The organism is Microbacterium sp. Z11_20, from assembly GCF_057197605.1.
The window spans coordinates 201,308-227,022 of sequence record NZ_JBXVOQ010000002.1 but is presented as its reverse complement, the minus strand read 5'-3'; the positions used below and the strand labels follow the sequence as shown (position 1 = coordinate 227,022).

The 25,715-nt window shown below is 71.3% G+C and carries 26 protein-coding genes; 12 read left to right on the top strand and 14 right to left on the bottom strand.

The features are described 5' to 3' along the window. Window positions 1-10: 10 nt before the first annotated feature. From AC2DFQ_RS06080 to AC2DFQ_RS06060, 5 genes are all read right to left on the bottom strand, one after another. Window positions 11-697: a YoaK family protein gene (locus tag AC2DFQ_RS06080; protein ID WP_484533268.1), complete on the bottom strand. Its 687-nt coding sequence runs from the start codon at window positions 695-697 to the stop codon at window positions 11-13. A gap of 191 nt (window positions 698-888) precedes the next feature. Next, complete coding sequence (locus AC2DFQ_RS06075; protein WP_484508297.1) at window positions 889-1,170, bottom strand: glutaredoxin family protein; 282 nt, start codon at window positions 1,168-1,170, stop codon at window positions 889-891. A 51-nt stretch (window positions 1,171-1,221) separates the two neighbouring features. After that, window positions 1,222-1,515: a rhodanese-like domain-containing protein gene (locus tag AC2DFQ_RS06070; RefSeq protein WP_484508296.1), complete on the bottom strand. Its 294-nt coding sequence runs from the start codon at window positions 1,513-1,515 to the stop codon at window positions 1,222-1,224. A gap of 87 nt (window positions 1,516-1,602) precedes the next feature. Further along, entirely contained in the window at window positions 1,603-1,701 is a 99-nt protein-coding gene (locus AC2DFQ_RS06065) for a 30S ribosomal protein bS22 (protein ID WP_003792170.1), read from the bottom strand. An 83-nt stretch (window positions 1,702-1,784) separates the two neighbouring features. Beyond that, on the bottom strand, window positions 1,785-1,976 hold the full coding sequence (locus AC2DFQ_RS06060; RefSeq protein ID WP_484508295.1) for a helix-turn-helix domain-containing protein: 192 nt from the start codon (window positions 1,974-1,976) through the stop codon (window positions 1,785-1,787). A gap of 197 nt (window positions 1,977-2,173) precedes the next feature. Between AC2DFQ_RS06060 and AC2DFQ_RS06055 the strand changes: the two genes are divergently transcribed. Continuing rightward, window positions 2,174-2,770: a hypothetical protein gene (locus AC2DFQ_RS06055; RefSeq protein ID WP_484533267.1), complete on the top strand. Its 597-nt coding sequence runs from the start codon at window positions 2,174-2,176 to the stop codon at window positions 2,768-2,770. Window positions 2,771-2,774: 4 nt separating this feature from the next. Here the strand turns inward: AC2DFQ_RS06055 and AC2DFQ_RS06050 are convergent, their stop codons facing one another. Continuing rightward, window positions 2,775-3,170, bottom strand: a complete 396-nt coding sequence (locus AC2DFQ_RS06050) for an ArsR/SmtB family transcription factor (protein ID WP_484533266.1) — start codon at window positions 3,168-3,170, stop codon at window positions 2,775-2,777. 117 nt (window positions 3,171-3,287) lie between these two features. Between AC2DFQ_RS06050 and AC2DFQ_RS06045 the strand changes: the two genes are divergently transcribed. Next, a complete protein-coding gene (locus AC2DFQ_RS06045) occupies window positions 3,288-4,682 on the top strand; it encodes a TrkH family potassium uptake protein (RefSeq protein WP_484509969.1) in 1,395 nt (464 codons plus the stop codon). Next, window positions 4,675-5,346, top strand: a complete 672-nt coding sequence (locus tag AC2DFQ_RS06040; RefSeq protein ID WP_484508292.1) for a potassium channel family protein — start codon at window positions 4,675-4,677, stop codon at window positions 5,344-5,346. The genes AC2DFQ_RS06045 and AC2DFQ_RS06040 overlap by 8 nt, the downstream gene beginning before the upstream one ends. A gap of 61 nt (window positions 5,347-5,407) precedes the next feature. On the opposite strand, the gene proC is transcribed toward AC2DFQ_RS06040, so the two are convergent. Beyond that, window positions 5,408-6,253 carry a pyrroline-5-carboxylate reductase gene (gene proC, locus AC2DFQ_RS06035; RefSeq protein ID WP_484533265.1) on the bottom strand — a complete coding sequence of 282 codons (846 nt, stop codon included), beginning with the start codon at window positions 6,251-6,253 and terminating at the stop codon, window positions 5,408-5,410. 189 nt (window positions 6,254-6,442) lie between these two features. Between proC and AC2DFQ_RS06030 the strand changes: the two genes are divergently transcribed. Genes AC2DFQ_RS06030 through AC2DFQ_RS06020 form a run of 3 tightly spaced genes read left to right on the top strand, consistent with a single transcriptional unit; the run spans window position 6,443 to window position 9,500 of the window. Beyond that, entirely contained in the window at window positions 6,443-7,558 is a 1,116-nt protein-coding gene (locus AC2DFQ_RS06030; protein WP_484533264.1) for an alpha/beta hydrolase, read from the top strand. Between the two features lie 2 nt (window positions 7,559-7,560). Continuing rightward, window positions 7,561-8,547, top strand: coding sequence for a cation diffusion facilitator family transporter (locus tag AC2DFQ_RS06025; protein WP_484533263.1), 987 nt, complete (start codon window positions 7,561-7,563; stop codon window positions 8,545-8,547). A gap of 26 nt (window positions 8,548-8,573) precedes the next feature. Next, the gene (locus AC2DFQ_RS06020; RefSeq protein WP_484533262.1) at window positions 8,574-9,500 is read left to right on the top strand and encodes an LLM class F420-dependent oxidoreductase; all 927 of its coding nucleotides are present in this window, start codon (window positions 8,574-8,576) and stop codon (window positions 9,498-9,500) included. Between the two features lie 85 nt (window positions 9,501-9,585). On the opposite strand, the gene tadA is transcribed toward AC2DFQ_RS06020, so the two are convergent. Next, window positions 9,586-10,047 (bottom strand): tRNA adenosine(34) deaminase TadA, encoded by a 462-nt coding sequence (tadA, locus tag AC2DFQ_RS06015; RefSeq protein ID WP_484508287.1) that lies wholly within the window; start codon window positions 10,045-10,047, stop codon window positions 9,586-9,588. Between the two features lie 36 nt (window positions 10,048-10,083). Here tadA and upp point away from each other — a divergent pair, with 36 nt between their 5' ends. Continuing rightward, window positions 10,084-10,716, top strand: a complete 633-nt coding sequence (gene upp / locus AC2DFQ_RS06010; RefSeq protein WP_484508286.1) for a uracil phosphoribosyltransferase — start codon at window positions 10,084-10,086, stop codon at window positions 10,714-10,716. A gap of 121 nt (window positions 10,717-10,837) precedes the next feature. On the opposite strand, the gene AC2DFQ_RS06005 is transcribed toward upp, so the two are convergent. Beyond that, window positions 10,838-14,404, bottom strand: a complete 3,567-nt coding sequence (locus AC2DFQ_RS06005; RefSeq protein ID WP_484533261.1) for a TM0106 family RecB-like putative nuclease — start codon at window positions 14,402-14,404, stop codon at window positions 10,838-10,840. Between the two features lie 97 nt (window positions 14,405-14,501). Between AC2DFQ_RS06005 and AC2DFQ_RS06000 the strand changes: the two genes are divergently transcribed. After that, window positions 14,502-16,556: an NAD(+) synthase gene (locus AC2DFQ_RS06000; RefSeq protein ID WP_484533260.1), complete on the top strand. Its 2,055-nt coding sequence runs from the start codon at window positions 14,502-14,504 to the stop codon at window positions 16,554-16,556. 80 nt (window positions 16,557-16,636) lie between these two features. Here the strand turns inward: AC2DFQ_RS06000 and AC2DFQ_RS05995 are convergent, their stop codons facing one another. After that, window positions 16,637-17,185 carry a hypothetical protein gene (locus AC2DFQ_RS05995; RefSeq protein ID WP_484508283.1) on the bottom strand — a complete coding sequence of 183 codons (549 nt, stop codon included), beginning with the start codon at window positions 17,183-17,185 and terminating at the stop codon, window positions 16,637-16,639. A gap of 111 nt (window positions 17,186-17,296) precedes the next feature. Here AC2DFQ_RS05995 and AC2DFQ_RS05990 point away from each other — a divergent pair, with 111 nt between their 5' ends. From AC2DFQ_RS05990 to AC2DFQ_RS05975, 4 genes are read left to right on the top strand one after another with little or no spacing between them, the layout of a single operon-like run. Then, on the top strand, window positions 17,297-18,757 hold the full coding sequence (locus AC2DFQ_RS05990) for a lipase maturation factor family protein (protein WP_484533259.1): 1,461 nt from the start codon (window positions 17,297-17,299) through the stop codon (window positions 18,755-18,757). Between the two features lie 10 nt (window positions 18,758-18,767). After that, window positions 18,768-18,956: a hypothetical protein gene (locus AC2DFQ_RS05985; protein WP_484533258.1), complete on the top strand. Its 189-nt coding sequence runs from the start codon at window positions 18,768-18,770 to the stop codon at window positions 18,954-18,956. 8 nt (window positions 18,957-18,964) lie between these two features. Beyond that, window positions 18,965-19,093: a hypothetical protein gene (locus AC2DFQ_RS05980; protein ID WP_484508280.1), complete on the top strand. Its 129-nt coding sequence runs from the start codon at window positions 18,965-18,967 to the stop codon at window positions 19,091-19,093. A gap of 23 nt (window positions 19,094-19,116) precedes the next feature. Continuing rightward, complete coding sequence (locus AC2DFQ_RS05975; RefSeq protein WP_484533257.1) at window positions 19,117-19,674, top strand: phosphorylase family protein; 558 nt, start codon at window positions 19,117-19,119, stop codon at window positions 19,672-19,674. On the opposite strand, the gene AC2DFQ_RS05970 is transcribed toward AC2DFQ_RS05975, so the two are convergent. The 4 genes from AC2DFQ_RS05970 to AC2DFQ_RS05955 are packed head-to-tail and all read right to left on the bottom strand — an operon-like array spanning window position 19,662 to window position 25,591. Continuing rightward, complete coding sequence (locus AC2DFQ_RS05970; RefSeq protein ID WP_484508278.1) at window positions 19,662-21,188, bottom strand: MFS transporter; 1,527 nt, start codon at window positions 21,186-21,188, stop codon at window positions 19,662-19,664. The two genes, AC2DFQ_RS05975 and AC2DFQ_RS05970, sit on opposite strands and share 13 nt — an antisense overlap. 45 nt (window positions 21,189-21,233) lie before the next feature. Beyond that, a complete protein-coding gene (locus tag AC2DFQ_RS05965; protein WP_484508277.1) occupies window positions 21,234-21,419 on the bottom strand; it encodes a hypothetical protein in 186 nt (61 codons plus the stop codon). Between the two features lie 24 nt (window positions 21,420-21,443). Continuing rightward, complete coding sequence (locus AC2DFQ_RS05960) at window positions 21,444-24,440, bottom strand: AAA family ATPase (protein ID WP_484533256.1); 2,997 nt, start codon at window positions 24,438-24,440, stop codon at window positions 21,444-21,446. Continuing rightward, a complete protein-coding gene (locus AC2DFQ_RS05955; protein ID WP_484533255.1) occupies window positions 24,437-25,591 on the bottom strand; it encodes an exonuclease SbcCD subunit D in 1,155 nt (384 codons plus the stop codon). The genes AC2DFQ_RS05960 and AC2DFQ_RS05955 overlap by 4 nt, the downstream gene beginning before the upstream one ends. Window positions 25,592-25,715 lie beyond the last annotated feature (124 nt).

Genomic DNA, 25,715 nt, shown 5'->3' with positions numbered 1-25,715 from the left:
CGGTCGTGGCCTAATCCCGAACGCGGTGCCGGTGCCCGATCGCCGTCGCCGCGGCACCGACGACGGCGGCCACCAGGAGTCCGAGGCTGAAAGCGCCATCGATCAGCACGGCACCGACGCACGCCCCCGCCGCGAGCAGGACGATGGCGAGCAGGCGCCGGAGCACGCCGGAGCCCGCCGCCCGGGACGGGCCGAGGAGGAGGCTCATCCCGACGCCGATCGCGGCGCTGCTGACGGCCACGGTGGTGAGCTGCGGAACGGCCAAGCGCGTCGCCTCGGCTCCCTGGGCGCCCATCGCGGCGGCCAGCACCGCACTGATGACGAGGGCGGAGGGCGCGAAGCGGTGCGGCGGCCAGACGGCGCTCACCGCCGAGAGGATCAGCAGGGTCGCCGCCACAAGGGAGAACACCCGCGTCGTGCGGACGTTCCAGCCCCCCGTCGCGAGGCCCGCGTCCCGCCCCACGAGGGCAGCGCCGATCAGAAAGGCCGCGAGGATGCACAGCGGCGGGTACGGGTTCACCTGGCCCGCACCGGCGAGCCCCATGCCGATCATCAGCACGTTGCCCGTCATGTTCGCGGTGAAGACCCGGCTGAGCCCGATCCAGCTCAGCGCGTCGACGATCCCCGTCGCGAACGTCAGGGCGAGCAGACAGGCCACGTCCACGCGCGCGGGGGCACGGTATGCCGCATCAGGCACTCGGGCGATCGTTCCGGTCGGAATCGCCGGGGGTCGGCGTGGCGCGGACGACGACCCCCGGCGTCGGCACCGAGAAACGCCCGACTGTCATGCCCGAATCGTATGAATGAACCCCGGGCGGCAGTAGGGGCCTTAGCCCCGAGCGGAAGCGTCCCGTGCCGCGTCGGCCGGGGCGCCGAAGGGGGCTGCCGTCAGGCGGACGCGTCCTGGCGTTGCTCCACCGGGAGGAGCGCGGCGCGCAACCGGTCGGCCGAGACGCGCCAGTGCGCGTGGAGCGCGCCGTCGATCAGCACCACGGGGATCTTCTCCGCCCACAGCTCGTAGAGTGCGCGGTCATCCAGGATCGAGACTCGTTCCACCACGACATCATCGGCAACTGCGGTCGGCAGGTCGGCCACGACCGCGTCGACGATCTCCTCGGCGACGTCGCACAAGTGGCAGCCGGGCTTGCCGATAACGGTCAGGGTGGTCATCCTTCGATCCTATGCAGGAGAGGATGCTCCGAGCGCGACCCGCGCCGAAGGTCAGCGCTCGACGTCGTAACCGGCGTCAGCCCACGCGGTGGTGCCGCCCTCGACGTTCGTCGCATCCATGCCGCGCGCGGTGAGCGCCTCCACGACGCGCGCCGAACGCCCGCCCAGCTGGCAGATGACGTCGAAGGGCCCCTCGGGCAACTCGTCGAGATGCTCGCCCAGGGTGGACATCGGCACATTGACGGCTCCGGGAACGTGCCCCGACGCGAACTCGTCGGCCTCGCGCACGTCGATGAGCGGGACGCCCTCACGTTCGCGTAGCTGCTGGACAGAGATCGACTGCATGGCGGCTCCTAGAAGGACGATCGCGGATCGGGCGCGGCCAACACGAAACGCCCGTCACGGAGGACAGGCGCTCGGTGCTGTGGCCGTCTACTTCTTGTTACGGCGCTGGTGACGTGTCTTGCGAAGCAGCTTGCGGTGCTTCTTCTTCGCCATGCGCTTACGGCGCTTCTTGATGACAGAACCCACGGGAAACCTCACAATGTCAGGGGTCTGGGTGCCGTTCGCCGGCTCCCGGGTATACGAGGCGCAGAAAAAGGCCTCGGATCAGTCTAGCCGACGTCCGAGACCGGCCGTTGCATGGCGGCGATCACTGCCGACTCCGGCACGCGATAGCTGCGACCGAAACGCACCGCGGGGAGCTCCCCCGCGTGGACGAGCCGGTACACCGTCATCTTGGACACGCGCATCAGCTCGGCGACCTCGGCGACGGTGAGGAAGCGGACGTCCGGCAACTCGGCCATGGCCGTTCCTTCCTTCGCGGTGTGCTGACGACACTCTAGGGCGTCGGCGCGACGCGTGTAAACCGGCGGGGCTGCTGTGGCCGCTGGGATTGCGCGCGCGAAGGCACGCCGGCGTTCTCAGCGGATGCTGAACCATTCTCAGCGGACGCTGAACGGTGTCATGCCGTGCGCATAATCCGCCCCGGCATAGTGGCGGCATGAACGACAAGAATGCAGCCGGACACAATCCGGCCCCTTCCCGCACCCCCGAAGACAGCACCCCCACCCCCCCGGCCGCTTTCCTCGCCGAAGAACGCGCCGAAGGGCGCGCTGAGGGACGCGCCGAGGAGAACCGCGAGGCCAAGAGCCGTTCGTGGCCCGTCATCACCGCCGCGGTCGCGGGCGGTCTGGTCGTCGCCGGACTCGCCTTCGGCGGCGGCGTCGCGACCGGGTGGAATCTCGGCCCGGCCCAGACCTCCGGCTTCGAACTCAGCGACGGCGGCGCCGACACCGAGCAGCGACCCGGCCCCGGCCAGGAGGGCCCGAGCGATCAGGAGGCCGGTCCCCGCTCCGGCGAATCCGATGAGGGGAACGACTCCCGGCCGGGCCCGCGCGACGGTGGCGGACGAGGCGACGGCCCAGGACCGCGTGACGGGTCCGGTCCGCGCGACGGCGACGGCCCGCGCGACGGCGACGGCCCGCGCGACGGCGACGGCCCGCGCGACGGGACCGACTCGCACGAGGACGCTCCCACGGACGAGCAGGACGGAACCGACCCGGACGACGAGGGCGACTCCACCGACGCGGCCGCCTGAGGCGTCAGCGGCCCGGCAGCTTGCGCAGGGCCGCAGCCACCGCGTGTTTCGCCGAGGCGGCGGCGCGCCCGACCACGTCGGCCGCGTACGCCGCCGTCTCCGGCAGTGCCACGGCGGCCGGCGGGTCGATCGTGAAGAAAGGCACGAGCCAATCGTCGATCTCATCCAGCGGCGCAGTCTGGATGCTGTAGTAGCGGTGCTGCCCTTCCTCGCGCACCGACACGAGCTCGACATCGCGCAGCACCTTCAGGTGCTTGGAGACCGTGGGCTGGCTCACCCCGAGCGCCTGCACGATGTGCGACACGCTGGTGCCGTCCTCACCGGCCAGTGATCGGTCGAGGAGAAGCTGGAGGATGTCGCGACGCGTGCGGTCTGCGATCACGTCGAAGATGTCCACCATGGCTTCAGATTAGTCGCGCTCGCGCCGGAGTACCATGAGCGAGGTCCACGGAGCGAAGGGGGCGACGTGATGGCGTCAGCGCTGGCGCGGTCTCGCGGACGCCGCGGATGGCTCCCGATGCTCGAACAGGGCTGGGATCGCCTGCGCAACATCACGACGTCGTCGCCCGCGCGATTCGCCGTCGTGGTGTTCGCGATCCTGATCCTCCTGTTCACGCTCATGCTCTCCCTGCCGGCAGCCGCCGCGGACGGGCGGCGGACGCCGTTCGCCGACGCCCTGTTCACCGCGGTGTCGACGATCTGCGTGACCGGCTTGGCCACCCTCGACATGGCGAGCCACTGGTCGGCCTTCGGACAGGTCATCATCTTCATCGGCGTCAACATCGGCGGGATGGGGGTGCTCACCCTCGCCTCCGTGCTGGGCCTGGTGATCTCCCGCCGGCTCGGGCTCCGCGCCAAACTCATCGCCGCGAGCGACACGAACCCCATGCGCGCCCACGCCGGACCGGTCAACGAAAGCCAGACCGTGCGCCTGGGAGAAGTGGGACAGCTCCTGGTGACCGTCGCCCTGTCCACCCTCGTCATCGAGGGCGTCGTGGCGGTCCTGCTGTACCCCACGATGCTCCTGGCCGGCGTCGACCCGCTCGTCGCCCTGTGGGAGGCGCCCTACTACGCCGCCATGTCGTTCACGAACACCGGGTTCACGCCCAACCCGGGCGGACTGGCGCCCTTCGCCGATGACTACGCGATGCTGACGATCCTGATGATCAGCGTCTTCCTCGGCAGCATCGGCTTCCCCGTCATCTACACGCTGTGGAAGCACTACTGGCACGTGCGCCGGTGGTCGCTGCACGCGAAGCTGACCCTCATCACGACCGCCGTCCTCTTCGTCCTCGGCGCCGGCGCCTTCGTCGCTCTGGAGTACGACAACCCCGCCACCTTCGGATCGATGGACGCGTGGGACACCACCTTCCAGGCTTTCTTCCTGTCCGCCATGACGCGCTCGGGCGGATTCTCCGTCGTCGACATCGGGGAACTCAATGGTTCGTCCCTCGTGGTCGGCAGCATGCTCATGTTCGTGGGAGGCGGGTCGGCCTCCACCGCCGGCGGAATCAAGGTGACCACGCTCGCGGTGCTGGCGCTGGCGGTCTTCTCGGAGGCGAAGGGCCGGTCTTCCGTGCAGGCCTTCGGTCGCCGCATCCCGAGCGACGTCCAGCGGGTCGCCCTATCCGTCGTGGCGTGGGGCGCGACGATCGTGGCGCTGTCGACGATCGTGATCGCGCAACTCACGAAGGACCCGATCTCGGATGTGCTGTTCGATGTGATCTCCGCGTTCGGGACGGTGGGCCTGTCCACCGGACTGACGGCGGGTCTCTCCGACCCGGCGGTCTACGTGATGGCCGCCACCATCTTCATGGGCCGCATTGGTACAGTGACACTCGCTGCGGCGGTGGCCGCGACATCCAGCACCCAGCTCTACTCCCTGCCCGTGGAAAGGCCCATCGTTGGTTGACCGCATCCGGGGCGACGCACCCGTCCTCGTCATCGGCCTGGGGCGCTTCGGCGCCGCCTGCGCCGGAGAGCTCGACCGTCTCGGCCGCGATGTGCTCGCGATCGATGCGGGCCTGGACCTCGTGCAGAAGTGGTCGGAGCGGGTCACCCACGCCGTGCAGGCCGACGCGCGCAACATCGACGCGCTCAAGCAGATCGGCGCGCAAGACTTCCAGGTCGCCGTGGTCGCGGTGGGGTCGCTCATCGAGGCGTCCGTGCTCATCACCGCGAACCTGGTCGACCTCAAGGTTCCGCAGATCTGGGCGAAGGCCGTGTCGCAGTCGCACGGCAAGATCCTCGCCCGTGTCGGCGCGAACCACGTCATCTACCCTGAGCGCGAGGCCGGCGAGCGCGTCGCGCACCTGGTGAGCGGGCGGATGCTGGACTTCATCCGCTTCGACGACGATTTCGTGCTCGCCAAGATGTACCCGCCGAAGTTCATCCGCGGTGTCGGCCTCAACGAATCCGGTGTGCGGACGAGGTACAACGTGACCGTCGTCGGTGTGAAGAGCCCGGGCCGCCCCTTCCGCTACGCGGAGGCGAACACCGTCGTCACGAACCACGACCTCATCATCGTGTCGGGGACGAACTCCGACATCGAGCGCTTCGCCGCACTCGACCGCTGAGCCGTCGCGGCGGTCAGGCGCTGAGCCGTCGCGGCGGTCAGGCGCTGAGCCGTCGCGGCGGTCAGTCCCCGGCGGCGAGTTCCCGCGCGCGGGCCAGGGCAGCATCCGTCGCCCGTGCGAAGAGGCCGGCGAGGTCGGCGTCCTGCAGGACGGCGATCGCCCGCTCGGTCGTGCCCTTGGGACTCGTGACGCGGCGGCGGAGCTCCCCCGCCTCCTCGCCGGATGCCTCCAGCAAGGAGGCGGCACCGATGAAGGTCTGCTCGGCGAGCAGCCGCGCCTCCGGCTCGGCGAACCCCTTCGCCACGGCGGCCTTGGTGAGCTCCTCCACCAGCAGGAAGACGTACGCGGGACCAGACCCGGAGATCGTGGAGAGCGCGTCGACCTGCGACTCCGGAACCTCCACCACCGCTCCCACCGTCTCGAACAGGCGCCGCACGACGGCGATGTCGCCGGGGGATGCGGCGGAGTCCCCCGCGATCCCCGTCACGGCCTTGCCGACCACGGCCGGCGTGTTCGGCATCGAACGGAACACCACCGCGCGCGGGCCGAGGATGCCGGTGAACGTCGCGATCGGGACGCCTGCCGCCAGGCTCACCACGAGCACCCCGTCGCGGAGGTGCGGCGCGATCTCGCGGAGGAGATCGGGCACCATCGCCGGTTTCACCCCGATGAGGACGACGTCCGCGGCTGCGGCGGCTGCGACGTTGGCGCCCGGCTCGTCCTCGAGCGCGACGCTGGTCACCCCGGCCTGCCCGGCGAGCTCGGAGGCCTTCGCCCGCGTGCGGTTCGTCGCGGTGATCGACGGGGCGGCACCTGAGCGGACGAGGCCGTGCAGGATCGCCCCGCCCATGGAGCCCGCCCCGAGGATCGCGATGGCGGGCAGGGAATCGGGGTGCGGAGCGCTCATGGCGCCATCCTATGAGGGCCGTTTGGTTCGGTCCTGACGTGGTTCGCCCCGGTCCAGGGCGACCTACGCCTTCTACACGGGGCAGGCGCCGCCCCAGGGCTGAGCCGCCCCGCGTTCCGTCGCGCGAGGGCCGGAGATATAGTCGAGTCGCGGGCGTCCCGGCACCCGCGAGGAAGTGCGGAGGATCCCATGACGACCCTTTTCGACGGCATCACCTCGCGCCGCCTCGAGACATCGCGGTTGAGCGTCAGTGTCCTGGAGCGGGCGGCGGATGACCCGGCCACCCCCGCCGAGCGGACCCTCGTCTTCGTGCACGGCACGGTCGGGTCATCCCTGTTCTGGCAGGAGATCCTCCAGGATCTGCCCGGTGACCTGCGGGTCATCGCGGTGGATCTGCGCGGCTACGGCGGCACGGAGAACGTTCCCGTCGACGCCACGCGCGGCGTGCGGGACTTCAGCGACGACCTCGCCGCCACCATGGAGGCCCTCGGGCTCCCCGCGGCGCACCTGGTCGGCTGGTCGCTGGGCGCCGCCGTCATCCTGCAGTACGCCCTGGAGCACCCCGTCCTCTCCCTCACGCTCGAGGCGCCGATCTCGCCGTACGGTTTCGGCGGTACGCGCCGGGACGGCTCCCGGATCACCGAGGACGATGCCGGGACCGGCGGCGGGATGGTGAACCCCGACTTCGTGCGGCGGCTGGATGCCGGCGACACCGGCGACGACGCGGAAACCTCGCCCCGGAGCGTGTTCCGTGCCGCCTTCGTGGCGAGCGGTTACGTCACCGAGCACGAGGACGTGTGGGTGAGCGCGATGCTCGGCACATCCACGGCAACGGGAAACTACCCCGGCGAGATCGTCCGCACGTCCACGTGGCCGGGCTTCGCCGCTGGAGCGACCGGCGTTCTCAACGCGCTCGCACCGAAGTACTTCGACGTCTCGGGCATCGTCGGCCTCGCCGACAAGCCCCCCGTCCTGTGGGTGCGCGGGGAGGTGGACGCGATCGTGTCGGATGCCTCGATCTACGAGCCGAACGACCTCGGCCTCCTCGGGATCCTGCCCGACTGGCCGGGAGACGATGTCGCTCCGCCGCAGCCCATGGTGTCGCAGACCCGCGACGTGCTGGACGCCTATGCGGCGGCAGGCGGGGAGGTCACCGAGGTGCTCCTCCCGGGCGTGGGACACAGTCCGCATCTGGAGGCCCCTGCCGCGTTCCGCCACGCGCTGCTGACGCAGATAGGCTACGTCGGTACCCCAGCAGACCCGGCCCCGTCGACGGAGGCCATCATCATCCGATCGGCGGACTGAGTATGAGTGCAACCGGCGGAAACCGCGCGATCATCGCGGCGTTCCTGGCCAACATGGGAATCGCCATCGCCAAGTTCTTCGCGTGGTTCCTCTCGGGCTCCGCGTCGATGCTCGCCGAGGCGATCCACTCCCTCGCCGACTCCGGCAACCAGTTGCTCCTGCTTCTGGGCGGACGCCGGGCGCGGCGTGAGGCCGACCGCGAGCATCCGTTCGGCTACGGCCGCGAACGGTTCGTGTACGCGTTCGTCGTGTCGATCATCCTGTTCTCGGTCGGCGGGCTGTTCTCGATCTACGAGGGCATCGACAAGCTCACGCACCCCCACGAACTCGAGAACGTCTGGATCCCGATCGCCGTGCTCGTGGTGGCGATCGTTCTGGAATCGTTCTCGCTGCGAACGGCCGTGCGAGAGAGCAACCACGTGCGGTTGCCGGGCCAGTCATGGGTCCAGTTCGTCCGCCACTCCAAAGCGCCCGAACTGCCCGTCGTCCTGCTCGAAGACATCGCCGCCCTCATCGGCCTCGTCTTCGCCCTCGGCGGGGTGGGGCTCGCCGCCCTGACGCACAACCCGGTGTTCGACGCCATCGGCACCCTGATGATCGGGACGCTCCTCATCGGCGTCGCGATCGTCCTGGGCATCGAGACGAAGAGTCTCCTCGTCGGAGAGGGCGCCACCGACGCCGACCACGACCGCATCGTCGAGGCGATCCAGGACGGACCCGAGATCGACCGCGTCATCCACATCAAGACGCTCTACCTGGGGCCCGATGAGCTGCTCGTCGCCGCGAAGGTGGCTCTCCCCCACGATGAGCCGCTCGCCGATGTGGCGGCACGGATCGACACCGTCGAGCAACGCATCCGCACGGCCGTGCCGGTCGCCCGGGCGATCTACCTCGAGCCGGACGTGGACCGCACCGCCGTCACCGGCGGCCTCCCCACCGGTGATGCTGTGCCGGCCGAGGGAGAACCCGGCACGGTCGGTGCACCGTGACCTGCCGCCCCTGACACACTGGCACGGTGGAGTACTGCATTTTCACCGAGCCGCACCTGGGCGCGACGTACGGTGACCAGCTCGCCTTCGCCGAGGCGACCGAGCGCCTCGGTTTCACGGGATTCTTCCGTTCCGATCACTACCTCGCCGGTTCCGGCGCCGGGCTTCCCGGTCCGACGGACGCGTGGACGAGCCTCGCCGGGCTCGCGCGAGAGACGTCCCGCATCCGCCTGGGCACCCTCGTCTCGCCGGTGACGTTCCGGCTGCCCGGACCTCTCGCCATCCAGGTGGCTCAGATCGACGACATGTCGGGCGGGCGGGTCGAGCTCGGCCTCGGGGCCGGATGGTTCACGCGCGAGCACGAGGCGTACGGCATCCCGTTCCCCGACAAGCGCTTCGGCCTCCTCGAGGAGCAACTGGAAATCGTCACCGGGCTCTGGCGCACACCCGTGGGCGACTCCTACTCGTTCTCGGGCTCCCACTATCGCCTCACGGAGGCGCCCGGACTCCCGAAGCCGGTGCAGCGACCGCTCCCGATCATCATCGGCGGCGGCGGTAAACGACGCACCCCGGAGCTCGCGGCCCGCTTCGCCGCCGAGTACAACCTGGGGTTCCCCACCGATGATCAGATCCCCGAGCGCATCCGGAATCTGCACGCGGCCTGCGAGCGCGTCGGTCGCGACCCGGGCACGGTGCGCCTCTCGATCGCGATGTCGACGATCGCCGGTGCCACCGATGACGAGGTCGCCCGTCGCGCCGCCCGCATCGGGCGCACCCTCGACGAGGTGCGCGACGGAACCAACATCGTGGGAGGCCCGGAGGAGATCGCCGACCGGGTCGCGGTGTACCGCTCGCACGGCATCGAGCGCGTGTACTTCCAGCTGCTCGATCAGCAGGACGTCGAGCACGTGGAGTTCCTGGGCGAAGAAGTCCTGCCGCACCTCCCCCGCTGACCCCCCAACCCCGTCGAGTCGCCAGCAAACGCGCACGTCCGCGCCGAAACCGGACGTTTCCTGGCGAGTCGACGGACTGCGCGGGTCAGCGGCGCTCGGCGAAGAAGCGCTGCAGCAGGGCAGTGGATGCAGCCGCCTCGACACCGGCGACGACCTCGACGCGATGCGGCAGCCGGCGGTCGCGCACGATGTCGTAGACCGAGCCGGCGGCGCCGGCTTTGTCGTCCCACGCTCCGAAGACGAGCCGCGGCACGCGCGCCTGCAGCACCGCCCCCGCGCACATGACGCACGGTTCCAGCGTGACCACGAGCGTGCAGCCGGCCAGGTGCCACGTGCCGAGGGATGCGGCGGCCTCGCGGAGGGCGACGATCTCGGCGTGCGCCGTCGGGTCGTGACGGAGTTCGCGGACATTGCGTCCCTCGCCGATCACGGCGCCCGCCGCATCCATCACCACTGCCCCTACCGGGACATCGCCGTGAACGCCCGCTTGGGCGGCGAGGACGATCGCGCGACGCATCGCGACGAGGTCGGCGGGCGGGACGGTCATGCGGCTCCGGGGGGGTCGAAAGGATAGATTGAGCCTATGCGTGTGCACGTCGCCGACCACCCCCTGATCACCCACAAGCTCACGGTGCTGCGCGACGCGCGTACGCCGTCGCCGGTGTTCCGGCAGCTCACGGAAGAACTCGTGACGCTGCTGGCCTACGAGGCGACGCGCGGCGTGCGCGTCGAGCCGCGCGAGATCCAGACTCCCGTGACCACCACGACGGGCGTCCGCATCAGCGAACCCCGCCCCATCGTCGTCCCGATCCTGCGGGCAGGACTGGGGATGCTGGATGGGATGGTGAAGCTCCTCCCCACCGCCGAGGTCGGATTCCTCGGCATGGTGCGCGACGAGGAGACGTTCGAGCCGACCACCTACGCCGAGCGCTTGCCCGACGACCTCAGCGACCGCCAGTGCTTCGTGCTCGACCCGATGCTCGCCACCGGCGGATCGCTGGGCGCCGCGATCGACTTCCTCTTCCGCCGCGGTGCGCAGGACGTCACCGCGATCTGCCTCCTCGGCGCACCCGAGGGCGTCGCCGCCATCGAGAAGCAGGTCGCCGGCCGCGACGTGACCCTCGTGCTCGGAGCGCTCGACGAGCGACTCGACGAGAAGGGGTACATCGTCCCCGGTCTCGGCGACGCCGGCGACCGCCTCTACGGCACGGTCTGACCCCGCTCCCCTCCCCGAGAAACGACGATCCGGACGAGAAACGCCGCGGCGCGGGGTTTCTCGTCCGTTTTGTCGTTTCTCGCGGGGTGGGCGGGGGCGGGCGGGCGCGGGGGCGGGCGGGTCAGACGGCGACGAGGGACGGGGCGGGGGCGGATGCGCCTACCAGACGCGCGAAGGCGCTCAGGCGTGCGACGCCCTCGGGCGTGCGCGGGAGGTCGTCGAGGAGCCCCGGCGAATACACGAGGTACGCCGCCTGCATCGCGCGTGACAGTGCGACGTTGATGCGGTTGCGCAGCAGCAGGAACTCCGGGCCCCGCGGCGCATCGCGCCCCGACGATGCCGCCAGCGACACGATCGCCACGACCGCCTCCTGACCCTGGAAGCGGTCGACGGTTCCCACGGGCACCGTCGGGAACCCGGCCTCGCCGAGCACCTCCTCCACCGCCACCTGCTGCGCGTTGTACGGGGTGACCACGATGATGTCCTCCGGGCGGAGCGGACGGGGCGGCAGCATCCGCACCGTCCCGTCATCGTCGACCTCGGTGGCCGTCCACGCGCGGCCGACGAGGCCGGAGACGATGCGCACCACTTCGGCGGCCTCCTCGGGAGAGCACGTGGCGTTCCCGGTGTGCCGGAGCGGCACGGGGTGGACCCCGGGCTCGACGCCGTCGAGGTCGCGGAGAGCCGTGGAGGGATGCGACGCGAGCTTGCCCTCGTACGACAGGCGCGACACGGGGCCGGCCACGCGCGGATGCATCCGCCATGTGCGGGAGAGGAAGTGCCCGTACTCCGGCGACACGACCTCGGCACCGTCCATGACCCAGCCCAGAGCCGACGTGTCGACCGGTTCGGGATGCGTGCCCTGACTCACCTGGGGAAGCTGCTGCGGATCTCCCAGGAGCAGCAACCGGGGCGCGGCCAGCGACACCGCGATCGTGGAGGCCAGCGAGAACTGCCCGGCCTCGTCGATCACGAGGAGGTCGAGGCTTCCCCGGGGAATGCGGCCCTCATGGCTGAAGTCCCACGCGGTCCCGCCGACGACGAACCCCTCCGCAGCGTGCGCGGCGGTGAAGGCGGCCAGGCCGCCCTTGGGCAGAGCCGTGAAGGAGGGCGAGCCGTCGGGGTCTTTCGGCGTCTTCCCGACGAGCGCGGCGGGCACCCCGGCGGTGACCACGCGGTCGAGCATGTGCTCCACGACCGCGTGCGACTGGGCGACGACGCCGATCTTGAATCCCCGCTCGGTGATCAGCCGCGCGATGACGTGCGATCCGACGTAGGTCTTCCCGGTGCCCGGAGGTCCTTGCACGGCGAGATAGCTGTGGTCGAGGTCGGCCACGCTCCGCACGATCGCCGAGACGTCGTCCCCCGACCCCGGCACGAGCGCCGCCGGGTCGACCCGCGGCGCGAGGGTGCGGGGCGGTCGCCGCAGGAGGATGTCCGTGGCCGCGTCTCGCGGGAGCACCGGCGCCGCGGCGAGGGCGGCGTCCGCCCACGCGTCGATCGCGGCCTGCTGGTTGCCGGCGCGCGGCGGGGCGGCCGGGGTGAGGGCGAGCGGCAGCTCCGACCAGGTGAAGCCCTCCACCGCCGTCTCCTCGATGACCGCGCCGTCATCCAGCACCTCGATGACCCGCACCCACTTCGCGGCGTGGATCCACCGCGGGCGCGGCTGGTACGGGAAGGGTGCGGGCAGCTCGTAGAGGGCGAACGGCTCGCCGCCGGTGCTGAGGCGCGTACCCGGTGCCACCTCACCGCGCAGCTCCACGACGCGGCGCTCGGCACCCTTGCCCGACTCGGGGAAGTGCCAGTCCTCCACCACGCGCGACCGCGCGGCGTCCACGACCACGACGTCGCGCGCGTCCTCCCACACCGACACCGGTTCGCGCAGGCGCAGGAAGTGCGTGGCCCAGAACGATTTGGCCTCCCGCGGGTAGTAGTCGATCGCCGCGGCGCCCAGACGCAGGGCGCCGGCCTCGGTGTCGGGGGCCTCGGCGGCCCAGCGCTGCAGAGCGGTCGCGCGGGGCGACTCGGCATAGGTCACCTCGTCGGGGTCGAGGCCGCGAGCCGGACGCAGCCCCGCCTCGCGCGCGCGGTCGACGAGCCAGTCGCGCAGGCGCCGCGTCGAGACGCAGTCGTAGCGGTTGTAGTCGGCGAGGTCGGCCAGGACCGCGTCGGATGCGGCGGCGTCACCCTCGGCGGCGAGGGAGCGCGCTTCGACGTAGCGGACGATCGAGTCATCCCCCCGCTGGACGTCCGAGGTGCGCACCTCGTCACCCATGTACAGCGGCTCGAGCTTCTTGATCGAATACGACCGGGATCCCACCCGCAGTGCTCGCCGCACGATCGGATACAGGTCGACGAAGACGCCCTCGCGCAGCAGCCGGTCGACGTCCGCCTCGCGGACGCCGTAGCGTGCGGCCATCGTCAGCAGATGGGTGGGCTCATACGGCGCGTAGTGGTAGATGTGCATCTCCGGATGCTGCTGCCGGCGCAGGGCGATCAGATCGAGGAAGCGTTCCAGCGCCGCCTTCTCCGCGGCGAAGTCGTGGGCCCACAGCGCCGAGTACTGCTCCTGCATGTCGACCCACCCGAACAGGTAGTCCAGACCCCACTGGGTGCCCTCCCCCTCCGTGTACAGGGGGTCGCCCTCGAAGTCGAAGAAGAGGTCACCGAGATCCGGACGCGGGAGGGCGCCGAGCGCTTTCGGGGCGACCACCTCGTACACCGGGATGACCGGGCCGGTATCACCTTCGGAGCCCGCGGAGCCGGCATCCGGTGCGGGGCTCCGCAGCTGGAGCCGCGCCTGCGTGCGCAGCGAGGAGAAGGTGTCGACGCTCATGCCCGACGGTGGTTCGGCCGCGGCGGCGAGCTCATCGATCGTCGCGACTCCGGCCGCCATCAGCCGCGCCCGCTGCACGGGCCGCATGCCGGCCACCAGGAGAAGATCACGCGCCGCGACGACCTCGAGCTCGCAGGTGGCGCAGCGGCCACAGGCCACGACGCCGAGCTCTCCGCGCTCATCTCGCCACGCGATCGGCTCGCCGGCGGCGCCCAGGTCGACGCGGCGGTCGGCGATCAGCGCACGCAGGCGGCTGCGGCGAAGCTCGAAGACGGGCAGCAGGTCGTCCACCGCATGCGCGCTCACGGTGCCGTCCCCCAGGAGGAGTTCGACGCGGTCGGACCGCGGCACCCCCAGCCGATCGAGCTGATCGACATATGCCGCGAGCTGCATGAGGGCAGTCACTCGGGCGTGCCGGGCGAGCTTGGTGTCTTGAACGAGCCACCGCGGCGGTTCGCCGGGGCTGGTCGCGTCGCGCACGAGGAAGTCGGCGAATCCGACGAACTCGTCGGTGGCGAACGCGGCCTGGTAGACCACGTCCGCGTCCGAGGCCAGGGCCGCCCGGGTGCGGGCGACCGCGTCGGCGAGGCCGGCCGCATCCGATGATCGCGTCTCGGGAATCTCGACGACGCCCGCACCGAACGTTCCGCGGTAGGCCTCGAGGGTGCGGCGTTCGTGGAGGGTGCCCAGACGCCCGGCGCGCTCGAGCGTGGGGTCGTCCGGCTCCTCCACCGCCGCCACCCGGCCGAGCTTCGCGTCGATGGCGCGCAGCCACGCGAACTCGCACTCGGCGGCCGCCTTCAGGTCGCTCGCGCTCCAGACGATCCGGCCTTCGTCTTCGATGTACCGCATGTTCCCCTTTTCCGTCTTCGACCCTAACCGCGGCCTCCGACGTTCCCGCGCGCGTCAACCCCGGCCCCCGGTACGACGCACCTGCCAGGATGGGGGCGTGAGCACGACTCTCCCCTTCGCCAGTGCGTACCGGCACGGATTCGCCCGCGTCGCCGCGTGCACCATCCCCGTGTCGATCGCCGACCCCGCGACCAACGCCGAGTACGTCCTCGAGACGGCCCGCGCGTGCGACGCCGAATCGGTGGCGGTGGCGCTGTTCCCGGAGTTGTGCCTGACCGGCTACGCCATCGACGATCTCGTCCTGCAGGACCCCGTGCTGGATGCGGTGGAGGCGGCCGTCGAGCGTCTCGTCGAGGCATCCGCGGATCTGTTCCCGATGCTGGTGGTCGGCGCACCGCTGCGGCACCGCAACCGCCTCTACAACTGCGCGCTCGTCATCCATCGCGGTGAGCTGCTGGGCGTCGCGCCGAAGTCCTACCTGCCGAACTACCGCGAGTTCTACGAGCGCCGCTGGTACGCCGCGGGCGACGACCAGGCGGGCGAGGTCATCCGCATCGGCGCACGGGAAGCGCCGTTCGGCCCCGACCTGCTGTTCGAGGCACGGGATGTTCCGGGCCTCATCGTGCACGCCGAGGTGTGCGAGGACGCATGGGTGCCCGTGCCGCCCTCCTCTGAGGCGGCGCTGGCCGGCGCGACCGTCCTGCTGAACCTGTCCGGGAGCCCCATCACCATCGGCCGCGCCGACGACCGCAACCTCCTCGCGCAGTCGCAGTCGCTGCGGTGCCTCGCGGCGTACGCCTACGCCGCGGCCGGCCACGGCGAATCCACGAACGACCTGTCGTGGGACGGCCAGACGATGATCTACGAGCTCGGGCAGCTCCTGGCCACCACGGAGCGGTTCCCGGACGGACCGCGCCGGAGCGTCGCCGACATCGATCTCGACAGGCTCCGCCAGGACCGCCTGCGTCAGGGCACGTTCGACGACAACCGCCGCACCTACGCGCCCATCTTCCGCACCGTGCACTTCGAGCTGGATCCCCCCGCCGCCGACATCGGGCTCCGCCGCTCCCTCGACCGCTTCCCGTTCGTCCCCGATGACCCCGCCCGCCTCGCGCAGGACTGCTACGAGGCGTTCAACATCCAGGTCTCCGGTCTCGAGCAGCGTCTCACCGCGATCGGCGGGCCCAAGCCCGTCATCGGGGTGAGCGGGGGGCTGGACTCCACGCACGCGCTGCTGGTGGTCGCACGGGCGATGGATCGGATGGGACGTCCTCGCAGCGACATCCTGGCCTATACGCTTCCCGGCTTCGCCACGAGCGACCACACGCGTGAGAACGCCATTGCGCTGGCGGAGGCCCTCGGCGCATCCATCCAGACCATCGACATCCGCCCCGCCGCCGAGGAGATGCTGCGCCAGCTCGGGCACCCCTTCGCCGCGGGCGAGCCGGTGCACGACGTGACCTTCGAGAACGTGCAGGCGGGCCTCCGCACCGACTACCTCTTCCGCCTCGCGAACCATCACGGCGGGCTGGTGATCGGCACGTCCGACCTCTCCGAGCTGGCCCTGGGGTGGGCGACGTACGGCGTCGGCGACCAGATGAGCCACTACGCCGTGAACACCGGGGTTCCGAAGACCCTCATCCAGCACGTCATCCGGTGGGTGATCGGGGCGGGCGAAGTGGATGAGGCGAAGGACGTCCTGCAGTCGGTGCTCGACACCGAGATCAGCCCCGAGCTCGTCCCGGCGGGGCAGGACGGGAAGATCCAGTCCACGGAAGACCGCATCGGCCCGTACGCGCTCCATGACTTCACGCTCCACTCGGTGCTGCGCTTCGGTGTCCGTCCCTCGAAGATCGCGTTCCTCGCCCACCAGGCGTGGCGTGACGCGGACGCCGGCGAATGGCCGCCCGGTTTCCCCGAGGACGAGCGGTACGCGTACGACCTGCCGACGATCGCCCGGTGGCTCGAGGTGTTCCTCCAGCGGTACTTCGCGTTCGCCCAGTTCAAGCGCTCGGCGATCCCGAACGGCCCGAAGGTGTCGCCCGCCGGCTCGCTGTCCCCGCGGGGCGACTGGCGCGCCCCCTCCGACGGCAACGCCCGGGCATGGCTGGCGGAGCTGCACGCCGCCCTCCCGGACGTCTTCGCCTCCTGACGCCACGAGAAACGACGATCCGGACGAGAAACGACGCGCGGCGGTGCGTCTCGTCCGGCCTGTCGTTTCTCGCGAGCGCGCTACTCGTGGAGGCCGACGCGGTCGGGGATGTCGAAGGCCAGACCGGGAAGCCATGACGCCGGCTCGGGCCAGGGGCGCGACATCGGCAGCGACGTGAGCAGGCGCTTCAGCGCCGCATCCCGGGGCGTGGTCGGAGCCGCTGCCGGCAGGATGCGCCGCGGAGCGCGGTGCCCGAGCGCCCCCAGCCACCAGTGCCGCCAGGTCTTCTCGGCCTGGTCGGGGTTCAGCACGATGTAGTAATCGGGCATGATCGCCCTGCCGGCGTCGAACTCCGCGAGCGCGGCTTCGACCTCCACCTCCAGCGTGCCGAGCGTCGCGCGCTCCTCGTACAGCTCCACCCACGCGGCCGCCACGTGCTCGAGCGGGTCGGCGTCGTGCACGATCCAGGGAGTGGATGCGGCGGCGATCCGCCGCGCGGCGAGTGCGGGTTCCGTGCCCTGCAGGCTGAGGGTCTCGACCCCTCTGAGTCCCTCGAGATTCTCCAGCGCGTCGGCGGATGCGGCACCGACGACGGCGACGATGGTTCCGGTTCTCGCTGTGTGCGCCATGCTCCACGGTACGACAGGATGCGCCGGAGAGGGCGGGAACCGCGCCGAAGCCCCGCGAGGGCAGCGCGCAACCCGAAGCGCCCGGGCCGCGGCCGCCTCTAGCCTCGTGGCATGGACGGCTTCGCCGCGATCGATTTCGCCTTCGCCCGCGAGGTGCTTCAGCGGGGCATCGCGGGCGTGTACATCGTGGCGTTCCTCTCCACCGCTGCGCAGTTCCGCGTCCTGCTGGGCGAGCACGGGCTGATGCCCGCGCCCCGACTGCTCGAGTGGGCGAGGACGTCGGAGCGGGGTCGGCGACTGCTCCACCCGACGATCTTCCGCTGGTGGCGCTATACCGACCGGCGCCTGGTGCTCCTGTGCGGCGCCGGGGTCGTGGTGGCCGCTGCCCTCGTGGCGGGGCTGCCGCAACTCGGGCCTCCGTGGGTGCCGATGCTGTGCTTCCTGTTCGTGTGGCTGGCGTACATGTCGATCGTCAGCGTCGGGCAGACCTTCTACGGCTTCGGGTGGGAGATGCTGCTCCTGGAGGCGGGGTTCCTCGCGGCGTTCCTCGGCTCCGCCGACCAGCCGCCTCCCACGACGGTGATCGTGCTGTTCTGGTGGCTGGTGTTCCGGCTGGAGTTCGGAGCGGGGATGATCAAGATCCGTGGCGGCTCCGAGTGGCGGGACCTCACCGCTCTGACCTATCACCACGAGACACAGCCGATGCCGGGTCCGCTCAGCCGGCAGGCGCACCTGCTTCCGCGCTGGTTCCACAAGATGGAGGTGCTGGGCAACCATTTCGCCCAGCTCGTCGTGCCGTGGTTCCTGTTCGCCCCCCTCCTCGGGGTGTGGATCCCGTGGCCCGGTTTCGCGTGGATCGGCACGATCGCGGGGGGCGTCGTGATCGCCACGCAGCTGTGGCTGGTGGCCACGGGGAACTTCGCCTGGCTGAACGTCATCTCGATCGTGCTGGCGTTCTCGGCCGTCAGCATCCCGGGGTCGGGCGAGCCGGCCGGCGTGCCGCTGTACTGGCTGATCGTCACCCTGGCCGTCACGGCGCTCTACGTCGTCCTCAGCTGGGCGCCGCTGCGCAATCTCGCCGCACGTCGGCAGCTGATGAACGCCAGCTTCAACCGCTGGAACCTCGCCAACGCGTACGGCGCCTTCGGAACGGTCACCAAGCGCCGCATCGAGTACGTCGTGGAGGGCACGCTGTCGCGCGATCCCGACGACCCGGATGCGACGTGGCACGAGTATGGATTCCGGGGGAAGCCCGGCGACGTGCGCCGCATCCCTCCCCAGGTGGCCCCGTACCACCTCCGGCTGGACTGGCTGATGTGGTTCCTTCCGCTGGGCCGGTCGCTCGAGGAGTGGTTCGAGGCGTTCATCGTCCGGCTGCTGGAGGCTGACCCGCGGATGCTGCGGCTGCTGCACCACGATCCGTTCGACGGGCGCCGGCCGGCGTGGATCCGGGTCGTGTCGTACCACTACCGGTTCACCACGCGAGCCGAGCACCGTCAGACCCGCGCCGTGTGGCATCGGACGCCGGCGGGAATGGTGCTGGATCCGGTGGCTCTGCCCCCGAGGAGATAACCTGAGCGGGATGGAGAACGACCGCGCCGACCGACGCCCCCGTACCGCTGCCGTTATCGGCATCGTCGTGGGGGCGATCTTCCTCGCCCTCGGGGCTGCGGCGTTCCTCCTCGGCGGCGGCCCGATCGTGGGCGCCATCGCTCTGACCGGCGGAGTCCTGACCGTCGCCGCATCCATCTTCACGCTCGTCCGACCTTGAGGCCCGCCATGCTCCCTCCCGCAAACGACCCCAAGAAGCCGTCGCCCGCGCGCGTCGGCGTGTGGATCGTCGTCGCCGGAGTCGGTGTCTACATGCTCGCGTCCGGCATCATCGGAATCATCACGACCGGGGGGTGACCCGGACCCGCGAGAATGGTCGGATGAGACTTCTCGTCGCCGCGCACGCGGATGAACTGACCGCATTCGAGCCCGAGCTCCCCGGCTTCGATCGACTCCTCACCGGCGTCGGCAAGCTCAAGGCGGCCTATGCCCTCACCCGCGCGCTGGATGCCGCACACTACGACGAGATCGTGGTGGTCGGCACCGCCGGCTCGGTCGATCCCGCTCTCCCGCCGGGGGTCTACGAGATCGACGCCACCGTGCAGCACGACGTGCAGAATCTCGACGGCGCCCTGGGGCAGCACGTCAGCCTCCCCACGCGGGTGACGGTCACACCAGGAGGCGTCACGATCGCCACGGGTGACTCGTTCGTCGACGACGCCGCCGTGGTGGAGACGATCCGGGGGCTGGGGGCGCGCCTGGTCGACATGGAGTCGTACGCGTACGCGTGGGTGGCCGAGCAGTTCGGCGTGCGCATCCGCATCCTCAAGGCCGTCTCCGACTCCGCCCAGGACGGTGCGACGGAACTGTGGGATACCGCCGTGATCGCGTGCTCGCGACAGCTGCGCGAGCGCATCCGGGAGCTCTACGGCGTCTGATCCCCGCCCGCCGGGGTCAGCGGTTCTCCTCTGCGGCGTCGCGAGACGAGATCGACCACGCCGGCGATGAGCGCCAGACCGAGGAAGACCCCGACTGAGATCATTCCGATCGCGTAGGCGTCGTGGAAGACGACGACATCGGGTTCGTTGCCGCTCTCCCGGTACACCGTCGCGTAGAACAGGGCGAGCGCCACGGCGGTACCGACGGCCGTGCCGATGCGCTGTCCGAGCTGCCCGATGGAACCGGCGACCCCTCCCTGGCGCACGGGGATGTCCGCGAGCATGAGCGTCTGGTTCGGGGAGATCACCAGCCCCGCCGCGAAACCGCCCACGACCATGACGGCCGTCATGACCCACGCCGTCCATTCGGGCGGGGTGAACAGCACGGTGAGGACGAGGCCGCCGACGCTGATCAGGAGGCCGAGGAGGCCCCACACCACGAGCGGCCGGCCGAGGCGGTTGACCAGCGCACCGCCGAGATAGGACGAGTAGGCCGAGGCGACGGCGAAACCGATCGTGACCATGCCCGCGAACACCGGCGCGAGGCCGAGCCCCGTCTGCAGATACAGCGTGCCGAGCAGGAACATCGCCGGTCCGGCGGCGAAGTAGGCCGCCGAGACCATCACGCCGTTGCGGAATGACGCGGCTCGGAAGACCGAGAAGGGGATGAGGGGGAGCTTTCCGCGGGCGGCGTACCGCCGCTCCCACAGGAGGAAAAGGGCGACGAAGATGACGGATGCGACGAGGAACCACCACCGGCGGGGGTCGTCACCCGGTGAACCCGTCGTGAACAGGAACGGCCACAGAAACGCCAGCACCGTGAGCCCGAAGAGCACGACCCCCACCGGGTCGAGATCGAGCCGCCGGTGCGAACGCGTGCGCGTACTCGGCAGCATCCACGCCGCGAGGGCGATCACGATGAGGGCCAACGGCACGTTCATCCAGAAGATCAGACGCCACCCGTCGGTCTCGCCGCCCACCGCGATGAGCAGACCGCCGAGGGTCGGGCCGAGCGCGGTGGCGATGCTGATGGTCGCCCCGAAGAGCCCGAACGCGCGCCCGCGCTCGGCACCGACGAACAGCTGCTGGATGAGGCCGAGCACCTGCGGCATCTGGATGCCCGCGGCCACACCCTGCAGGAGCCGGAAGACGAGGAGATACCCGGCGTCGGGAGCGAGCGCGCACGCGAGGCTCGTGACGAGGAACAGCGACAGCCCGACGATGAACAGCATGCGCCGTGAGCGGAGGTCGCCCAGGCGCCCGGCCGGCACCAGCACGAGACCGAAGGTGAGGATGTACCCCGACACGATCAACTGCAGTTCGGTGGGCCCCGCGTTCAGAGCGGTCTCGATGACCGGCAGCGCGACGTTGACCTTCGTCAGGTCGAGGATGGTGAGCGCCGCGACGGACACCGCGATCCAGTAGGCGCGCCACCGGTGAGCCGCGGGCAATTCGATGTCACGTGTCGGCGGGTTCCCACCCCCGGGGCCGGTCGATGCTGAGGTGGGAGACATTCCTCCGAGGCTACTCCTGCGGGAGGTCGCGTCGCTCCGGCCCGGTCAGGCTCCGTCGCGGCTGCGGCCGAACATCCCTCGGAGCACGAAGAAGACGATGACCGCCACGATCGCCACGATGATGAGCTTGAAGGCGAAGGCGATCAACGAGAACAGCACATTCACCAGGATCCACGCGATCACGACGGCGGCGACGACGCCCAGGACGGTCCAGATCGTCGAGCTCTTCATGCCCTCAGCCTAGTGCGGCAGGGCTCAGGCGAGGATCCCGGCCTCCTGCCGGATGACGCTCGGCCCCTGGGGGGTCGCCTCCACGAGGAGCTGCGCCGGGAGCTGTTCCTTCATCGCCGCGACGTGGCTGATGACACCGACCGTCCGCCCGCCCTGGCGGAGTTCGTCCAGGGCGCGCATCGCCAGCTCGAGCGTGTCATCGTCGAGGGAGCCGAAGCCCTCGTCGATGAAGAGGGTGTCCAGGCGCATGCCGCCCACCCGAGCCGTGACGACTTCGGCCAGTCCGAGCGCCAGCGCGAGGGAGGCCAGGAACGTCTCACCGCCGGAGAGCGACTGCGGCGGGCGCGCCTGCCCGGTGTACGAGTCGAGAACCTCCAGCCCGAGTCCCGATGCCGCGCCGCGCGCCGCCAGCGCGTCGGAGTGCTGGAGCCGGTACCGGCCGGACGACATCTCGCCCAGGCGCAGGTTCGCCGCCGCGACGATCTCCTCCAGCTCGGCGGCAAGGACGAAGGTCTCGAGCGTCATCCGGTGCGTGTTCGGAACGCGGCCGGCGACCGTGTTGGCCAGGCGCCCGACCACGGCCGCGCGTGTGCTGGTCTCGGCGACTCCTCGGTGGGCGGCGTCCGCCCGCTCGGCGAGGTCGCGCAACCGGGCGAGGAGGGAGGAGGACTCCGCCGCGGCCGATGCGGCCGCCGTCACGCGGCCGCGGGCGGCGGCGAGGTCTGCGCGCACCGGCTCCAGATCGATCGGCTGCTCGGGCTGGTCGACGAGAGCGAGTTCGAGCTCGAGAAGGCGCCCGCGGTCGGCCCGCTCGGCGCTCTCGTGCGCGCTCACCTTCTCGTCCATGGCCGCTCGTTCGTCGGCGCGGCGCAGTGCCGCTCGCGCGTCGTCGACCTCGGCGAAGACGGACGACGCCAGCCGCGCGTCGCGATCGGCGACGGCATCGGCGAGCACCTGGGCGCGCACGGCGCTGTCGCCCCCCGTCTCAGCGAGCGCGCGCACCAGCTCGCGACGTCGTTCGGCATCGTCGCGACGCTCGGCGACGGACGCGGCATCCGCGCGCGTCGCCTCGACACGGGCGCGGAGCGCATCCGCGCGCTGCTCGGCCAGGGCGGCGTCCTGCCGGCAGCCGGCGGCCTCGGCGACCAGCGCCTCCCGCGCGGTGGCCGCGTCCGCGTCGGCGGCGGCCAGGCCGGCGCGTTCTGCCGCCAGCCGCTCGGCCTCCGCCACCCGCTCCTCGGCAGCCTCCAGCGCCGCACGCGCCTGTGCGTATGCGTGGTCGGCGTCGGCGCGGCTCCCGCTTCCCGCCCGCGCGGCGGCGGCGGCGTAGGCGTCGCTCGCGGCGCGCAGCGCCTCGGCGGCCCGGCGATCGGCGGCCAGCGCCGCATCCTTCACGCGTGCCGCGTCGTCGAGCTCCGCGTCGGTGACCGGATCATCGCTCGGCGGCGCGGGGTGCGGATGCTCCGCACCTCCGCACACCGGACACGGTTCGCCCTCCACCAACTGTGCGGCAAGGTCCCCGGCCGCCGACGACAGGCGCCGCTGCAGGAGCGTCGTGTGCCGGGTCGTTGCGTCGGCCAGCGCCGTGCCGGATGCGACCGCGCGCCGTTCGGCCTCGCGCAGCGGCGCGACGAGCTCGTCGGCCTCGCGCGCGGCATCGCGCCGGCGGGCGGCCTCGGCCAGCAGCGCCTCCGCCGTCGCCCGGTCGGCGGCGGCCGGGGCGAGTGCGCGCAGCTCGGCATCCAGGCCCCGCAGGAGATCGGGCACCGCGGATCGCTGCGCATCGAGGGCGCTCACGGCGCGCTCCGCGTCGGCGGCGGCGGCTCTCGCCCGTGCGGCGTCCTTCTCGGCGGCGACGAGGTCGGCCTCGGCGACCAGGGCGTCCGTGCAGGCGGCCACGATGGCGGCCAGTTCGTCCTCCCGCGCCCGCAACTGCTGCTGCGTGGTGGCCGACTCCCCCGCGGCCATCCACGCCTCCGCGGCCGCGGTCGCCGCGGCCGCGCTCGTGGCGGCGGCGGCCGCGGCGCGATCGGCCGCGTCCAGGACCGCGCGGAGGTCCTCCGCGGCGCGCGCCCGCGCGAGGGTCTCCCTCAGCTCCGCGATGGCCGGCCCTTCGGCCTCGAGCCGCGCCAGGCGGTCCCGAGCCTCCAGCCGTTGGCGCTGCTGTTCGGCGAGGGCCACCGCGGCGCGCTCGCGATCGAGCGTCTCGTCGAGGGCGGCGTCGGCGGCGCGCTGCTCCTGCGCGGCCGCCTCAGCGCGGTAGGCCGCACGATCGACCGCCCGCACGACGAGACCGAGGCGCGCCGGCATATCGGCGGAGGGGTCGGCGTCGTCCTCGGTGAGCAGATCGGCGCCCCGAGCCGTGCGCTCGGCCTCCTCCAGCAGCATCCGCACGCTCTCGCCCTCAGCGGCCAGGGCGGCCTCCGCGTCCTTGCGCATGCCGTCGAGAAGTGCCGCGTACTCCTCGTACGTGCGCGTGCCGAAGAGCGTGCGCAGCAGCGCCTGGCGCTCGTCGTTGCGGGCGAGCAGGAACCGGGCGAAACGGTTCTGGGCGAGCAGGATGACCTGGAGGAACTGCTGCTGCGTCAGCCCGACGATCTCGTCGAGATGAGCGGCGACATCCACCGGACGCGCCGCCACGCCCGTCCAGCGCGCGCCGTCGAACTCCTCGAGCATCGCGCGATGCGGCTCGGTCGTCATGCCGCCACCGCGCCGCTTCGGGCGCTCGTACTCGGGCGAGCGAGTCACGCGCCAGCGGCGATCTGCCGCGGTGAATTCCAGCACGACCTCGGTGGGGTCGTCGGGGTCGCAGTGATCGCTCCGCAGACGCCGCTCGCCACCGTCGTAGCGCGGCGTCCCGCCGAAGAGCGCGTAGCACACGCCGTCGAGCACGCTGGATTTCCCCGCCCCCGTGCGGCCGGAGATGAGGAAGATGCCGTCGGCGGCGAACGCGTCGAAGTCGACGACCTGGCGGTCGCGGAAAGGCCCGAAACCGGCCAGCTCGAGGCGGTGCAGCTTCACGCCTGCACCTCCGCGACCGTGCGGCTGTCCACGACGTCGCGGATGAGGGCGCGCTCGGCATCCGTCGCGCCCTCACCGGCGCGCACGTGCGCCAGGAACGCCTCGAACAGCTCGACGTCGTCACGCGCCGAACGCACCCGACCGGAGTAGTCGCGGCCATCCGGTGCGGCCGCGCCGTCGGGGCTGTGCACCACCGTCGCGCAGAACGAGAAGCGCCGCTGCAGACGCCTCATCGGGTCGGTCTGCGGGGTGGGATCGGTGTACTGCGCGCACACCCACGCGTCTTCGTCGGCGGCGAACCGCGGGTCGTCGAGAAGTTCGTCGAGCGTGCCGCGCAGGGTCACGAGGCGACGGGGGACGGGGAGCGGAAGCCACTCCACCGCAGCCAGGCCCGTCTCATCCAGTTCGACGAGCCACGATCCGCGCGGCTTGTCGGCCTCGCCGAAACTGTGGTGCAACGGCGCACCGGCGTAGCGCACCCGCTCCGACAACTGCTGGCGCCCGTGGATGTGCCCGAGGGCGACGTAGTCGGGCCCGTCGAAGGCCGACAGCGGAACGACATCCAGCCCGCCCTGGCGGATCTCGCGCTCCACGCCCGGTGTGGCCTCCACGCCGGCGGCGAAGCAGTGGGCGAGGGCGACCGATCGTCCCCCGCGCTCGGCCAGGTCGGCACGCACCAGGCTCATCGCGTGGATCATCGTCTGCGCTTGGCTGCGCAGTTCGACGCCCTCCCAGCGGTGGCGCACGATGGCCGGCTCGAGGTAGGGGATGCCGTAGAAGTGGACGGGGCCGTCGTCGTCGGCGATCGTGACGGGGGTGCCGACTCGGGCGGGATCGGTGACCACGGTGATTCCGTCGCGCAGGAGCGCCGACTGGAACCCCAGCCGCGCGGCGGAGTCGTGGTTTCCGCTCGTGACGATGATGCGGGCGCCCGCCGTGGAGATCGCGGCGAGCGTGTCGGTGAGGAGCGCGTAGCAGGCGGGTGCGGGCGCGGCGGAGTCGAACACGTCGCCGGCGAGGACGACGACGTCCACCTGCCGTTCGTCGACCTGGGCGACGAGGGCATCGAGCACGGTGCGCAGCGCATCGAGCGTGGCGTGCCCGTGGAAGGACCGCCCGATGTGCCAGTCGGAGGTGTGCAAGATGCGCATGCCAGCACGGTACGTGGCGCCACCGACATCGCCTCGGAGCCACCCCGCACCCCCGTCGACTCGCCAGCAAACGTACGGTTTCGCGCCGGAATCCCGCGGATGCTGGCGACTCGACGGGACGCGC

What these genes read in the sequence shown, in the direction of transcription:
- proC (WP_484533265.1), bottom strand. Translation starts at nt 6,253, where the DNA reads ATGAGCGCTCCGCACCCCGATTCCCTGCCCGCCATCGCGATCCTCGGG.
- AC2DFQ_RS06075 (WP_484508297.1), bottom strand. Translation starts at nt 1,170, where the DNA reads ATGACCACCCTGACCGTTATCGGCAAGCCCGGCTGCCACTTGTGCGAC.
- AC2DFQ_RS05990 (WP_484533259.1), top strand. Translation starts at nt 17,297, where the DNA reads ATGGACGGCTTCGCCGCGATCGATTTCGCCTTCGCCCGCGAGGTGCTT.
- AC2DFQ_RS06025 (WP_484533263.1), top strand. Translation starts at nt 7,561, where the DNA reads ATGAGTGCAACCGGCGGAAACCGCGCGATCATCGCGGCGTTCCTGGCC.
- AC2DFQ_RS05955 (WP_484533255.1), bottom strand. Translation starts at nt 25,591, where the DNA reads ATGCGCATCTTGCACACCTCCGACTGGCACATCGGGCGGTCCTTCCAC.
- AC2DFQ_RS05970 (WP_484508278.1), bottom strand. Translation starts at nt 21,188, where the DNA reads ATGTCTCCCACCTCAGCATCGACCGGCCCCGGGGGTGGGAACCCGCCG.
- tadA (WP_484508287.1), bottom strand. Translation starts at nt 10,047, where the DNA reads ATGACCGTCCCGCCCGCCGACCTCGTCGCGATGCGTCGCGCGATCGTC.
- AC2DFQ_RS05965 (WP_484508277.1), bottom strand. Translation starts at nt 21,419, where the DNA reads ATGAAGAGCTCGACGATCTGGACCGTCCTGGGCGTCGTCGCCGCCGTC.
- AC2DFQ_RS06050 (WP_484533266.1), bottom strand. Translation starts at nt 3,170, where the DNA reads ATGGTGGACATCTTCGACGTGATCGCAGACCGCACGCGTCGCGACATC.
- AC2DFQ_RS06070 (WP_484508296.1), bottom strand. Translation starts at nt 1,515, where the DNA reads ATGCAGTCGATCTCTGTCCAGCAGCTACGCGAACGTGAGGGCGTCCCG.
- upp (WP_484508286.1), top strand. Translation starts at nt 10,084, where the DNA reads ATGCGTGTGCACGTCGCCGACCACCCCCTGATCACCCACAAGCTCACG.
- AC2DFQ_RS05980 (WP_484508280.1), top strand. Translation starts at nt 18,965, where the DNA reads ATGCTCCCTCCCGCAAACGACCCCAAGAAGCCGTCGCCCGCGCGCGTC.
- AC2DFQ_RS06060 (WP_484508295.1), bottom strand. Translation starts at nt 1,976, where the DNA reads ATGGCCGAGTTGCCGGACGTCCGCTTCCTCACCGTCGCCGAGGTCGCC.
- AC2DFQ_RS05995 (WP_484508283.1), bottom strand. Translation starts at nt 17,185, where the DNA reads ATGGCGCACACAGCGAGAACCGGAACCATCGTCGCCGTCGTCGGTGCC.
- AC2DFQ_RS06030 (WP_484533264.1), top strand. Translation starts at nt 6,443, where the DNA reads ATGACGACCCTTTTCGACGGCATCACCTCGCGCCGCCTCGAGACATCG.
- AC2DFQ_RS06005 (WP_484533261.1), bottom strand. Translation starts at nt 14,404, where the DNA reads ATGCGGTACATCGAAGACGAAGGCCGGATCGTCTGGAGCGCGAGCGAC.
- AC2DFQ_RS06045 (WP_484509969.1), top strand. Translation starts at nt 3,288, where the DNA reads ATGCTCGAACAGGGCTGGGATCGCCTGCGCAACATCACGACGTCGTCG.
- AC2DFQ_RS05975 (WP_484533257.1), top strand. Translation starts at nt 19,117, where the DNA reads ATGAGACTTCTCGTCGCCGCGCACGCGGATGAACTGACCGCATTCGAG.
- AC2DFQ_RS05985 (WP_484533258.1), top strand. Translation starts at nt 18,768, where the DNA reads ATGGAGAACGACCGCGCCGACCGACGCCCCCGTACCGCTGCCGTTATC.
- AC2DFQ_RS06055 (WP_484533267.1), top strand. Translation starts at nt 2,174, where the DNA reads ATGAACGACAAGAATGCAGCCGGACACAATCCGGCCCCTTCCCGCACC.